The organism is Pseudomonas sp. PAGU 2196, assembly GCF_022179005.1.
Taxonomy (GTDB): Bacteria; Pseudomonadota; Gammaproteobacteria; order Pseudomonadales; family Pseudomonadaceae; genus Aquipseudomonas; species Aquipseudomonas kermanshahensis.
On the sequence record NZ_BNTL01000011.1, the window covers coordinates 936 to 13683 of the forward strand.

Below are 12748 nucleotides of genomic sequence, written 5' to 3' on the forward strand. Positions count from 1 at the left end.
CTTCGTCACCCTGACCCTGCTGGGGCTGATCGGCGTGTGGTCGGAGTCGATGACCACCCTGGCGCTGGTGCTCACTTCGGTGTTTTTCTGCGCGGTGATCGGCATCCCGCTGGGCATTGTCTGCGCCCGCAGCAACCGCCTGGAAAGCATCATCCGCCCCGTGCTCGATGCGATGCAGACGCTGCCGGCGTTCGTCTACCTGGTGCCGGTGGTGATGCTGTTCGGCATCGGCAACGTGCCGGGCGTGCTGGTGACCATCGTGTTTGCCCTGCCGCCGCTGGTGCGCTTGACCAACCTGGGCATCCGCCAAGTGCCGGAAGACAAGATCGAAGCGGCCCGCGCCTTTGGCTGCACGCCGCGGCAGATGCTGACCCGCGTGCAGCTGCCGCTGGCCACCTCGACCATCATGGCCGGGCTCAACCAGACCCTGATGCTGTCGCTGTCGATGGTGGTGATCGCCTCGATGATCTCGGTCGGCGGCCTGGGCCAGATGGTGCTGCGCGGCATCGGCCGGCTAGACATGGGCCTGGCTACCGTCGGTGGCATGGGGCTGGTGCTGTTGGCGATCTTCCTCGACCGCCTGACCCAAGCCATGGGCGCGCGCACCAATGCCGACCCGAGCCTGCGCTGGTACCACACCGGCCCGGTGGGCCTGGTGCTGCGCCTGTGTGGCGCGGCGCAACCACAAGGGCAGCGCAAGGCCGCCTGAAACACCGCGTTCTATCTGCCGCAACCCTCGACAACAACCCGAAAAGGTACGCGAAGATGTACGAGTCCCCGTTCACCCGTCGTTTGCTTCAGTGCGCTTGTGCCATGGCACTTTCCGTGACGTGCCTGGGCGCCAGCGCCTCCACCGACAAGCCAGGGGAGGGGGTGAAGATAACCCCGTCGTTCCCTTCGGTGGATGAAGAACGCTTCCGCGGCGAAATCGCCATGCAGGGCCTGCGCGAATTGGGCTACAACGTGCAGAAACCCAAGGAAACCGAATACGCCACGATGATTCTGGCAGTCGGCTACGGCGACGCCGACTTCAGCGTCAACCTGTGGGACAAGCTGCACGCTAGCTTCTACGAGAAGGCCGGCGGCGACCAGAACATGGTCAAGGCCGGCGATATCATGCCTGGCGTGTTGCAGGGCTACCTGATCGACAAGAAAACCGCCGATCAATACAACATCAAGTACATCACCGACCTGAAAAAGCCCGAGCTGGCCAAGCTGTTCGACACCGACGGCGATGGCAAGGCCGACCTGACCGGTTGCAACCCCGGCTGGGGCTGCGAACTGGTCATCGCCCACCACATGAAGGCCTATGACCTGGACAAGACCGTGCACGTCAACCAGGGGTCGTATTTCGCTTTGATGGCCGACACCATCACCCGCTTCAAGGAAGGCAAACCGGTGCTTTATTACACCTGGGTACCCCAGTGGGTGGCCGGGGTGATGGTGGAGGGGCGCGACGTGGTGTGGCTGCAAGTGCCCAACACCGACTTGCCGGGCGGCGGCAACAGCGTCGATACCACGTTCGAGGGCAAGAACCTGGGCTTTGCGGTGGACAAGGTCGAAGCGGTGCTCAACCGAGGGTTCGCCGACAAGAACCCGGCGGCACTGAAGTTTCTGTCGCTGGTGCAGATCAGCGCGGCGGACGAGAGCGCGCAAAACCTCAAGATGCAGAACGGCGAGAAGAACCTGAGCGACATTCAGCGCCACGCCCAGGCGTGGATTGCAGCGCATCGTCAGCAGTTTGATCAATGGCTGCAGGCCGCGCGAGCGACGGCGGTGCAAGCCAGCAACTAGCGGCGCCACCTTGCAGGTGGGTGATTCTTCCAACACTACGATCAAGGAAGCCCTCGCACCATGATGACTTCGCCGTTCTCGATCCCCGCCCAGTCACGCCGTATCGACCCGTCGCGCCAGCGTGCTGCCGCGCTCAGGGCCGACGGCTCGGTCGATGACAACGACCGCAGCGAAATCGGCCCGACCCCTTTGGCGTTCGCCGAGTGGGCCGCGCTCGGCCTGCAGGTGCCGCAGTTGGCGACGATGCGTGAGTACCGCCTGCAACGCATCTGCGAGCAGCTCGTGGCCCGTGACCTCGGCGGCATTCTGCTATTCGATCCGTTGAACATCCGCTACGCCACCGACAGCACCAACATGCAGCTGTGGACCACCCACAACCCCGCCCGTGCCTGTTTCGTCGCTGCCAGCGGGCATGTGGTGCTGTGGGATTTTCATGGCTGCGACCACCTCTCGGCACACCTGCCTTTGGTGCGTGAGCTGCGCAGTGGCGCGTCGTTCTTCTACTTCGAAACGGGCGAGCGTACCGACGAACATGCCCGGCGTTTTTGTGCCCAGGTCGACGAACTGCTACGAACCCATGCCGGCGACAACCGCCGCTTGGCCGTGGACCGCATCGAGGTTGCCGGCCTGCGAGCCCTGGACGCCTTGGGCGTGCAGGTGCACAACGGCCAGGCGGTGACCGAGTTCGCGCGTTTGATCAAGGGCCCCGATGAAATCCTCGCCATGCGCTGCGCGGTGGCTTCCTGTGAAGCTGCCATCGCCGAAATGCGCCAGGCCATGCGCGCCGGGGTAACCGAGAACGACGTCTGGGCGGCATTGCACAGCGGCAATATCCGCCGTGGCGGCGAGTGGATCGAAACCCGCATCCTCAGCTCCGGCCCGCGTACCAACCCGTGGTATCAGGAGTCCGGCCCACGGGTGCTGAGCGACGGCGACCTGCTGTCGTTCGACACCGACCTGATCGGCGTGTACGGCTTTTGCGTCGACATGTCGCGCAGCTGGATGTGTGGCGGGCTTGAGCCGACGGCCGAGCAAAAACGCCTGTATCGAATCGCCCATGAGCACATCCAGGTCAACGCCGACATGGTCAAGCCTGGCGTGCGCTTCTCCGAGCTCACTCGTAACGGGCATCGCCTGCCAGAAAGCTGCCGTGCCCAGCGTTATGGGGTGATGTTCCATGGGGTGGGGCTGTGCGACGAGTATCCCTGCATTCGTTACCCGGAAGACTTCGACGCCTACGGTTACGAAGGGGAACTGCAGCCTGGCATGGCGCTGTGCGTAGAGGCCTATGTCGGGGAGGTAGGAGGGCGTGACGGGATAAAACTGGAGAACCAGCTGCTGGTGACGGAGACGGGGTATGAAGTGCTGACCCATTACCCGTTCGAAGACAGTTTTCTCGCCGAGTGACTGAAGCGGCCCGGGCCCGCTTGGCGGCCCCGGGTCGGTGCAGCGTAGGGGTTATCCGTTCAGCTCGGCGTCGGCCAGGGGTTGCGCCTGCTTGCTCGCAGACTTCTTCTCCTGCACCACTATGTAGAACTCCTCGCCGTGTTTCACCGCGCCATACAGCACGGCCTTTTCGATCAGCTCAGTGCCACGCAGGTGGCGCAGCATCATCGGGTCCTTGCGCAGGTCGCGGTACAGCGCCAGGCACAGCAGCACCATCACCACGACAAAGGGCAGCGCCACCACGATGGTCAGGTTCTGCAGCCCGGTAAGCGCTTCGCCGGGGTCGCGTGGGTCGCCGATCGCCAGCATGATCGCCGCCACCGTGCCGGTCAGTGCCCCCCAGAAGATCACGGTGCGCCGTGATGGCGTAGTGGTGCCGTGCTCCGACAGGGTACCCATGACCAGCGACGCGGCATCGGCACCGGAGACGAAGAAGATACCCACCAGGATCATCACCAGCACCGAGGTCACCGAGGCCAGCGGGTAGCTGTCCAGCAACTGATAAAGGGCATGGTTGCTGTTCACGGCGCCATTGACCAGGGCGAAGCTGCCTTCGCGCAGGGCGTCGATGGCGGCACCGCCGAAGATGGTGAACCACACCAGGCTGACCAGGCTCGGTACCAGCAGCACGCCGGTGACGAATTGGCGGATGGTGCGGCCGCGGCTGATGCGGGCAATGAACATGCCGACGAAAGGCGTCCAGGAGATCCACCAAGCCCAGTAGAACACTGTCCAGCCGGCCAGCCAGCTGTCCATCTGCTCACCACCGCTGGCGTTGGTGCGGGCCATCATCTCTGGCAGCATCTTGATGTAGATGCCGATGGAGGTGGGCAGCAGGTTGAGCATCAACAGCGTCGGGCCAACCAGGAACACAAACACCGCCAGCACCAGCGCCAGCACCATGTTGGTGTTGGACAGCCACTGGATGCCTTTGCCGATGCCAGAGACCGCAGAGGTGACGAAGGCGATGGTCAGCAGGGTGATGATCGAGATGTAGAACAGCTTGCCGGGGCTCTCGATCCAGCCGTTGTATTCCAGGCCACCGGCGATCTGCAGGGCGCCAAGGCCGAGCGAGGCGGCAGATCCGAACAAGGTGGCGAAAATCGCCATCATGTCGATCACACGGCCAATCGGGCCGTTGGCGTGTTTACCGATCAGGGGCCGGAAGGCAGTGGAAATCAGCTGCGAGCGACCGCGTCGGAACGTGCCGTAAGCGATCACCAGGCCAACGATGGCATACATGGCCCAGGGGTGCAGGGTCCAGTGGAACAGGGTGGTGGCCATGGCCACCTGCATGGCTTCGCTCGATTGCCCGGTGGTCGACCCGGGAGGCGGCGACACGTAATGCGACAAGGGTTCGGCAACGCCGAAGAACATCAGGCCGATGCCCATACCGGCGCTGAACATCATGGCCACCCAGGAAACCGTGCGGAACTCTGGCGCTTCGCCATCACGCCCCAGCGGAATTCTGCCGTAGCGGCTGGCGGCCAGCCACAGCACGAAGATGACGAACACGGTCGAAGTAAGTACGAAAAACCAGCCAAAGTTGAGAATGACCCAGGATTGTGCCGAGGACGCGCTGGCGGCCAGGCTGGCCTGGCTGATGAAGCCCCAGATGACGAAGCCGATGGCCAGGATGCTGGTGATGCCAAAGACGATCCAGTCGATCTTGCCCTCGAGGTGCCGGTCCTGGCGCGCTTCTGCAGTCTTCGAGGGGTCCGTCACGCCAAGGTCGAGCGTTTCGGTAATGTGTTCCTTTGCCATGAATGGTGTTGCCCCTTTGTGGCTTACCTGCGCGTGCAGGCTTGTTGTTGTGGGCTGCCGGGGTCGATGACGGTCTCGGCGGGGGAGTCTTGCCGGGCCGATTATCCTGTGCCAGTCACAGCGCTTCCTGTCCCGAATGCGCCGTGGGGCATCCATTGAACGACCTGTTTAATACTTTTAGTTCCGGGGGCGATGGCCCTATTTGTCCCGCGTTCTGGTACCCTGATGGGCATTACCCTGGCCCGCACTCCCGAGCACCGTAGAAGCGGCGCTGCCTGCGAGCCTGGCCTTATCAGGAAACGGAGATTCGTCAATGGCCACTGACCGTGTGAGCCTGATTCATTTCGATAAATTGAGCATGAGCCCTGCCGCTGCCCAACGGTTCCAGACTGCCCTCGATGCCCTGGAAACACTCAAGCTGCAGGACCGGTACGTGTACCTCGTTGCTCCTTATCTGGGTGATATCGCCGACGCCTCTGACCGTGAGCAACTGAAAACTGCCGAGGCACAGTGCGTTCGCGTGGTGGAGGAACTGTTGGCCGCCAAGTCGATTACCAAGGCCAAGTCCGAAGAGCTTCGCAAAGTCTTTGAAGAAGCCGCCGAACGTGTGCGCGCTGAAATGCCCGCCTGAATGTTGGTCTTGAGCGTGTAATGGCCAAAGACATCGACAACCCCTGCGTCTCGCTTTGCCAGCTCAACAGCGAGCTGTGCGTAAGCTGTGGCCGCTCCCGCGAAGAAATCCGCAAGTGGCGCGGCATGAAGCGCCCTGAGAAAATGGCTACCGTGCAGCGCGCGGCCACGCGGATGAAGGCCATCGTCAAGAAGAACGCGAAACGGCAGAATGCCGACTGACCGTTGTCTGCTGCCTCAACACTCAACTCTCTGAACGTTAAATCGAGCCTGGAAAATGGATTCTCACTCGCTTCTTGCCTTTACCCTGGTCGCTGCGATCGCCATCGCCAGCCCTGGCCCTGCAACGCTGATGGCGATCAACAACAGCCTGGCCCACGGGCAGCGCAGCGCTGTCTGGTCCTCGCTGGGCAATGGTTCGGGGCTGTTCTGCCTGTCGGCAGCGGCCATGCTCGGGTTGGGCGCCTTGTTGGCCAGCTCTGAAGTTCTTTTCAATGCGGTCAAGATCATCGGTGCCGCGTACCTGTTCTACCTCGGCGCACGGCAGTTGTTGAAGAAAGGCCCGATGCTCGAGGCGGGGGCTGACGCCGGGGTGGCCAAGCAGCGCCCGACGCCGATGAAGCTGTACAAATCGGCGTTCCTGACGGCGGTGACCAACCCCAAGGCGACCATGTTCTTCACGGCGCTGTTCCCGCAGTTCATCGATCAGGGTGCAGCGTTGCTGCCGCAGTTCCTGATCCTGACCGGGATCTTTGTCGCCTTGTCGCTCGTTTCGCTGACCCTTTACGCCGCGCTGGCCTCGCGGGCCAAGGGTGTGTTGACCCGGCCCAGCCTTTCGCGCTGGGTGAGCCGGGTGGTGGGGACGACCTTCATTGGCTTCGGTGCGGCCATTTTGACGATGCGTCGTCAGGCCGCGTAAAGGTTAACCGCAGGGCCCTCAAACCCGTGTATGCATTTGCAGCAAGCACCCTGAGTCCGGTGCATTGCCCAACGCTTCGAGTTTCAGGGCCTGCCGCGCACTGGTGATGAACAAGGTAGCGCCTGCTTCCCCGCCAAAGCACAGGTCTGTAGGGCACGGCACCGGCAGGCCGATCATGCGGTCCAGATTACCGTCGGCATCGAAGCGTGCCACGCTCCAACCGTCCAGTTGGGTGGTCCACACCCCACCTTCACTGTCCAGCGCCAAACCGCCAAGCCGGCCACCCCCCAGGGGCAGCGATGCGAGCCTGCGCACGCTGCTGCTGCCCGGCTGCAGCAGCAGGATGTCACCGGCTTCCGGGGCCAGTGCATACACCGCTGTGCCCTTGGCGTCCCAACGGAAGGCACTGACTTGCTCCGGTAGCGACCAGCCATGGCGCAACTCGCCCTCAGCACTCAGTTCGCCGATCAGGCAACCACTGGCAGTCTTCGCGCACGCCCACAAGGCCCCCGAAGGGTGCGTGGCCAACGCCAGCAGACGGCTGCCGAGCAGGTCCTGACGCGGGTGCTCATGGCCTTCCCAGTCGACCAACGACCACCCGCCAGCCTGGGCCACCAGCAGCCCGTCGGGGTGCAGCTCCATGCCGCGTACCGGCAGGTCAAGGCGCGTCAGCTGGCGGCTGGTGTGCCCGTCCCAGCAGTGGATCGCCGGTGCCAGGGTGTCGGCCCAGTACAAGCGCTTCTGGCCCGCATGCCAGCGCGGAAACGCGCCATGGAATGCCCACGGCCCGGGTACCACGCTGAGTTCGCCCGCGGCTTGCGGTGCGCTGTCGGGGCGCAATTGCTCGCCTACCCGGCGTGCGGCCTCGGCCAGCTCAGGGCCGAGCAGTGTCAGGCGTTCCAAGGTCAGCCGGTAGGCTGGCCCTGCGACACTCAGGGCGCCACGCACCTGACCTTGCTTGTCGACGATCGGTGCGGCGACGCAGCGCACACCCAGGCGGATTTCCTCGTCGTCCAGGGCGTAGCCGCGGGTCTGGGTGATCTGCAGCTCAGCCAGCAGCCGACGACGGTCAGTGATGGTCAGAGGGGTCAACGGTGCCAAAACCAGCCCCTTGAGAATTTCATCGCGAGCGGCTGCAGGCAGCGCCGACAGAATCGCCTTGCCTTGCCCCGTGCAATACACCGGCTTGCCTTGGCCGAGGCTGGCCGCCGAGCGTTGGGTATGCGCGCCCTCGCAGCGCTCCAGCGATAACACCTGGTTGCCATCGAGCACCGCCAGGTACGAGGTCTCCCCGGTAAGGTCGCGCAGCGCGCGCAGTTCTTCGCTGGCCGCCGCCACCAGGTCAGGTTCAAGGTAGGCGTTACGGACCATCTCCAGGTAGTTGAAACCCAGGCGATAGACCTTGCGGGTCGGGTCGCGGCGGATCATGCCGCGCTCCACCAAGGTGGCGATGATGCGGTACAGCGTGGTGCGCGGCAGCGGTACTTGCTCGGCCAGTGCAGCCTGGCTGATGCCCGAAGCGGTAGCGCCAATGGCTTGCAAAACATCCAGGGCTTTTTCCAGTGCTGCGGTGCCTTCACCCGTTTTCATTGTTTTCCCACCCTTTGGAACTCGGTTGCCAAGGGGCACAGTCTGCCTCTTTTCAGCGGGATTTTCCGCCATAGAATCAGCCTCAGCAGGGCTTGAAGCGATTATGTGTCCCACATTGTGGGATTCCGCCTGGGCCGATCATCGGATGAACCCGCGAGGAGAACCTACAACAATGTCCGTCATCCATAACTACGCCGATGCCCACGAGAGCGTCTCAGCCAAACAGGTCGAGGTGAGCGACGAGGTGCTTGCCAAGCTCGCCACGTGCAGCAGCGGCTCGCTGACCACTCAACTGTTCAAGCGTGGCTTCCGCCAGCCGGCGCTGGTTGGCTTGCGTGCCATGACCCGTGATGTAAAACCGTTCGCCGGGCGTGCCTTCACCATGCGCTTCATCCCGGCCCGTGAAGACATCGACACCTATTCGACCATGACCACCAAGCCCAATGACGACAACCTGCAATGGGTGGGTGTGGAGCAGATTCAACCGGGTGACGTGCTGGTCATCGACAGCCGCAACGACCCGGCTGCCGCCTCGGCCGGCAATATTCTGGTAACCCGCCTGCTGGCCCGGGGGGCCAAGGCCATCGTCACCGATGGCGCACTGCGCGATGGCAGCGAGATCGCTGCCATGAACCTACCGGCCTATGCCCGGGAAATTACCGCCACCACGCGTATCTCCTACCACCACGTGGCCGACCTTCAGGTCCCGATCGGTTGTGCCGGCGTGGCCGTGTACCCCGGCGACATCATCGTCGGTGATGCCGATGGCCTGACCGTGGTGCCTGCGCACCTGGCCGAGGAACTGGCCGAGGTGTGCAGCGTGCAAGACGACATCGAGCACTACCTGGCCATGCGCATCGCGGCCGGCGAAGCGCTGTGGGGCGTGTACCCGCCGAGCCCGGCGTCGGTCTCCGACTACCATGCCTGGGTTGCCGCTGGCCGCCCGGCGATCCCGTCGATCATCACCCAGCAGGGGGCCTGAACCATGGCCGAGCACAAGCATGCGCAACTGATCCGCCGTTATTTCGCTGCCTGCAACGCAGGTGATTACGACCAACTGGTGTCCTGCTTCACGCCTGACGCGGTGCACTACTTTCCGGCGGGCTTGCCAGAAATCCCTTGGCGCAGCGCAGACACCATCGCCCGCAAATGGGTGTGGTGCGTTGAGCAACTGGGCTCGCAGTGGACCATCGAAAAGATCCTGGTCAGCCATGACAGCGACGAAGCGGTGATCGAGTGGACCCACTGGAAGCGCAAGCTCGGCACTGCGGTGCGTGGGGACGAGTGGTACCTGTTCGATGAGCAGACCGGGTTGATCAAGGAAATCCGCGCCTATTACGCCTCGCCAGCGCAGCAGGACGTGGAAATCAACGAACTGGTCGATTTCGACTACGTCGGCCGTGGCTATCACCTGGAGCCGAAGGCTCGTTGAGCACGGTGGCTGCACTGAACGATTCAGGAGTAAAGCAATGACCTCTCATCAAGACCCCAACCTGGCCGCCATCGACGCCATCGTGGCCAAATCTGCTGCCGCTGCGCACGTTTGGGCTGACGCCAGCGCCAGCCAGCGCGCCACGTTGCTGCGCGGCCTGGCCGATGCGCTGGAGCAGCACCAGCCGGACCTGGTCGCTATCGCCGACCGTGAGAGCGGGCTGGGCGAGGCACGCCTCAACGGTGAAGTCGCCCGTACCGCGTTTCAGCTGCGCGGCTTTGCCACTGAAGTGGAAGCCGGCGTGCCTTACCGCCGAGTCGACGATGCCGCAGTGGCGGGTGCTCCTCCCGCTGGCCGCCCACGGCTGTCACGTATCCAGCGGCCATTGGGCCCGGTGGCGATGTTTTCAGCCAGCAACTTCCCGTTCGCGTTCTCGGTGCTCGGGGGGGACACCGCCTCGGCGCTGGCTGCCGGCTGCCCGGTGGTGGTCAAGCCGCACGCCGGCCACCCTGAACTGTCTCGCGCCGTATTCACCTTGGCGGCGGCCGTGGTGCGTGCCCAGGGCCTACCGGAAGGCCTGCTGACCTTGGCCGAAGCCCCCAATCGCGCCGCGGGTACCTACCTGGTGCAGCACCCCTCGATTGCCGCAGTGGCGTTCACCGGGTCCTACCAAGGCGGCAAAGCCTTGTGGCAGGCGGCCAATGCCCGTGCTCGCCCGGTGCCGTTCTTCGGTGAGCTGGGGGCGATCAACCCGTTGGTGGCGCTGCCATCCGCCCTGCAGCACGACAGCGAAGGCCTGGCCAAGACCCTGGCCGCCTCCATCACCCTTGGCTGCGGCCAGTTCTGCACAAGCCCCGGCGTGATCGTGCTGCTGGATTCGCCGCTCAGCCAGCGCTTCATCGCTCAATTGGCCGAAGCCATTGCGCCAATCCGCACGCACCGTATGCTCACCCCCGGCATGCAGCAAGGCTTTGAGGCCGCTGCCGCCAGCGTGGCCGAGCATGCCCGGCCGTTGTTCGCGCAGCAGCCCGAGGGTGCCGGCCCGGCGCCGCGGCTGTTTGCCACCGACGCGGCCGCTTTCATTGCCAATGCGCACTTGCGTGAAGAGATGTTCGGCCCGGCCGCGTTGGTCGTCACCGCGCAGTCGATCAGCCACGTCGCCGACGTGCTGGATGCGGTGGGCGGTACCCTGACCACCACGCTGTGGGGCCTGGACGCCGACAGCGAGGACAACCGCCGGTTGTTGCGTGCTGCGCAGCGGGTATCCGGGCGGGTATTGTTCGCCGGCGTGCCCACCGGTGTTGCCGTGTGCCATGCCCAGCAGCATGGCGGGCCATGGCCGGCCTCCACTGCACCACAGACCACCTCGGTGGGTTTTGCGGCCATCGAGCGGTTCTTGCGCCCGGTCGCCTTGCAGGACGCACCGGCCTGGGTGCTGGGGTGAGGAGGGCAGGGCGATGATGCGACATATCGTGTTGTTCCGCCGGCTGGCCGGGGTGGATGCCCAGCCTGAACTGGAAGGCAGACTGGTGGCTCGGATGCGCGGCCTCACGGAAGAAATCGACTTCATTCGCGACTGGAGAGTCGCCGCTAACGAACTGGATCGGCCGATCTGCTGGGACTACATCCTCGAGTCCAGCTTCGACGATGCCCAGGCCGTGCAGCGTTACCTGCCACACCCGGCGCACCAGGCCCTGGTCGCCGAGCTTAAACAGTACTTCGAGTGGGTAGCGGTGGATTACAGCGTCTAGACCTCTGATCAGCGCCCGGCTCGCTGACGGGGCCAGGCGCTATAACAAAAAAGATCCGGCATCACAGGTGCCGGGCGGAGTCGTACATGAACAAGAAAAAGAACTACCGCTGGACGATCCTGACCCTGTTGTTTCTGGCCATGATCATCAACTATGTCGATCGCGCTGCCTTGTCGATCGCCATGCCTTTCATTACCCAGGAATACCACCTCACGCCCGCCGAGAAGGGCATGATTTTCAGCAGCTTCTTCTTCGGTTACGCGCTGTTCTGTTTCGTCGGTGGCTACTTGGCCGACCGTTACGGCCCCAAACGCGTACTGACCTGGTCCATGAGCTTCTGGTCGGTGCTGTGTGGCTCCACCGCCCTGGCGTTCAACTTCTGGTCGCTGCTGATCGTTCGCGCCCTGTTTGGTGTAGGTGAAGGGCCGGTTTCGACCACGGCCAACAAGACAGTGAACAGCTGGTTCCCGATCAAGGAGCGTGCCCGCGCCATTGGTATCAACCAGGCGGGCGGCCCGTTGGGCGGCGCCTTGGCCGGGCCCATCGTCGGTTTCCTCGCGTTGTGGCTGGGCTGGCGAGTGGCCTTCGTGGTCATCGCAGTGATTGGCGTGCTCTGGGCCATTGCCTGGTGGCGCATGGCAGCGTCCACGCCAAAGGAACACCCGCAGGTTTCGGCCGAAGAACTGGCGCTGATCAACGAGGGCCGCGAAGCCCCCGTGACCGCCGTGGAGGAGGCGCCGCGCACGCCGGTTTTGCAGATCATCCTGCAGCGTTCGGTGCTGGTCACCGGTGTCTCGCTGTTCTGTTACAACTACATTCTGTATTTCTTCATGACCTGGTTCCCCAGTTACCTGATCGACGCCAAGGGCATCGACCTGAAGGCCATGAGTATTGTCACCGCGTTGCCATGGCTGGTGGGCACTGTCGGCTTCGTCTGCGGTGGGCTGCTGATCGACTGGGTGTTCAAACGCACCGGCAAGCAACTGTTTTCGCGCAAGGTGGTGCTGGTTACGTGCCTGCTGATTGCGGCAGTGTGCATCGGTTTGACCGGGCAGGTGCAAAGCGTGACCAGTACGGTCGCGGTCATGACCGTGGCGATCGGCTTCTTGATGCTGACTGCGCCGGCGTACTGGTCGTTGATCCAGGATGCCGTGCCCGATCATCAGGTCGGTACGGCAGGTGGTTTCATGCACGGGCTGGCCAACCTTTCGGGCATCGTTGCGCCGACCGTGACCGGGTTCATTATCCAGTCCACCGGCACCTACGCCAGCGGCTTTGGCCTGGCGGCGGCGCTTGGGGTTGTAGGGGCCTTGATCGTCGCCTTGTTCGTCGGCCAGAAACCGGCAAAACAGGCAGCCGCCGCCGCTACCGCTTGACTTGATTGCACCTCCAGCGGGGCAACCCGCTGGGCTTTTGCACTTC

Annotated in this window: 13 protein-coding genes; 11 read left to right on the forward strand and 2 right to left on the reverse strand. The window is 63.6% G+C overall.

The genetic code is table 11. The features are described 5' to 3' along the window. From MFF34_RS10315 to dddP, 3 genes are all read left to right on the forward strand, one after another. Positions 1 to 709, forward strand: a 709-nt coding sequence (locus tag MFF34_RS10315) for an ABC transporter permease subunit (RefSeq protein WP_238213088.1), incomplete at its 5' end; no start/stop codon positions are given. 56 nt (positions 710 to 765) lie between these two features. After that, positions 766 to 1794: a glycine betaine/L-proline ABC transporter substrate-binding protein ProX gene (proX, locus tag MFF34_RS10320; RefSeq protein ID WP_238213105.1), complete on the forward strand. Its 1029-nt coding sequence runs from the start codon at positions 766 to 768 to the stop codon at positions 1792 to 1794. 60 nt (positions 1795 to 1854) lie between these two features. Next, positions 1855 to 3201, forward strand: coding sequence for a dimethylsulfonioproprionate lyase DddP (dddP, locus tag MFF34_RS10325; protein ID WP_238213107.1), 1347 nt, complete (start codon positions 1855 to 1857; stop codon positions 3199 to 3201). Between the two features lie 51 nt (positions 3202 to 3252). Here the strand turns inward: dddP and MFF34_RS10330 are convergent, their stop codons facing one another. After that, complete coding sequence (locus tag MFF34_RS10330; RefSeq protein WP_027593643.1) at positions 3253 to 5004, reverse strand: BCCT family transporter; 1752 nt, start codon at positions 5002 to 5004, stop codon at positions 3253 to 3255. 313 nt (positions 5005 to 5317) lie between these two features. On the opposite strand from MFF34_RS10330, the gene MFF34_RS10335 reads away from it, so the two are divergent. From MFF34_RS10335 to MFF34_RS10345, 3 genes are read left to right on the forward strand one after another with little or no spacing between them, the layout of a single operon-like run. Next, positions 5318 to 5635 (forward strand): hypothetical protein, encoded by a 318-nt coding sequence (locus tag MFF34_RS10335; protein ID WP_027593642.1) that lies wholly within the window; start codon positions 5318 to 5320, stop codon positions 5633 to 5635. 20 nt (positions 5636 to 5655) lie between these two features. After that, positions 5656 to 5856: a DUF1289 domain-containing protein gene (locus tag MFF34_RS10340; RefSeq protein WP_238213109.1), complete on the forward strand. Its 201-nt coding sequence runs from the start codon at positions 5656 to 5658 to the stop codon at positions 5854 to 5856. Positions 5857 to 5911: 55 nt separating this feature from the next. Further along, positions 5912 to 6553: a LysE family translocator gene (locus MFF34_RS10345; protein WP_085274357.1), complete on the forward strand. Its 642-nt coding sequence runs from the start codon at positions 5912 to 5914 to the stop codon at positions 6551 to 6553. 18 nt (positions 6554 to 6571) lie between these two features. Here MFF34_RS10345 and MFF34_RS10350 read toward each other — a convergent pair whose 3' ends face one another. After that, positions 6572 to 8143 carry an IclR family transcriptional regulator C-terminal domain-containing protein gene (locus MFF34_RS10350; RefSeq protein ID WP_238213112.1) on the reverse strand — a complete coding sequence of 524 codons (1572 nt, stop codon included), beginning with the start codon at positions 8141 to 8143 and terminating at the stop codon, positions 6572 to 6574. Positions 8144 to 8315: 172 nt separating this feature from the next. Here MFF34_RS10350 and MFF34_RS10355 point away from each other — a divergent pair, with 172 nt between their 5' ends. The 5 genes from MFF34_RS10355 (at position 8316) to MFF34_RS10375 (ending at position 12702) form a co-directional block, all read left to right on the forward strand. Beyond that, entirely contained in the window at positions 8316 to 9125 is an 810-nt protein-coding gene (locus MFF34_RS10355) for a ribonuclease activity regulator RraA (protein WP_099454443.1), read from the forward strand. 3 nt (positions 9126 to 9128) lie between these two features. After that, complete coding sequence (locus MFF34_RS10360) at positions 9129 to 9575, forward strand: nuclear transport factor 2 family protein (RefSeq protein ID WP_027593637.1); 447 nt, start codon at positions 9129 to 9131, stop codon at positions 9573 to 9575. 37 nt (positions 9576 to 9612) lie between these two features. After that, a complete protein-coding gene (locus MFF34_RS10365; protein ID WP_238213121.1) occupies positions 9613 to 11019 on the forward strand; it encodes an aldehyde dehydrogenase (NADP(+)) in 1407 nt (468 codons plus the stop codon). Positions 11020 to 11032: 13 nt separating this feature from the next. Then, on the forward strand, positions 11033 to 11326 hold the full coding sequence (locus MFF34_RS10370; protein WP_027593635.1) for a Dabb family protein: 294 nt from the start codon (positions 11033 to 11035) through the stop codon (positions 11324 to 11326). 86 nt (positions 11327 to 11412) lie between these two features. After that, positions 11413 to 12702 (forward strand): MFS transporter, encoded by a 1290-nt coding sequence (locus MFF34_RS10375; protein WP_238213123.1) that lies wholly within the window; start codon positions 11413 to 11415, stop codon positions 12700 to 12702. Positions 12703 to 12748: the final 46 nt, after the last annotated feature.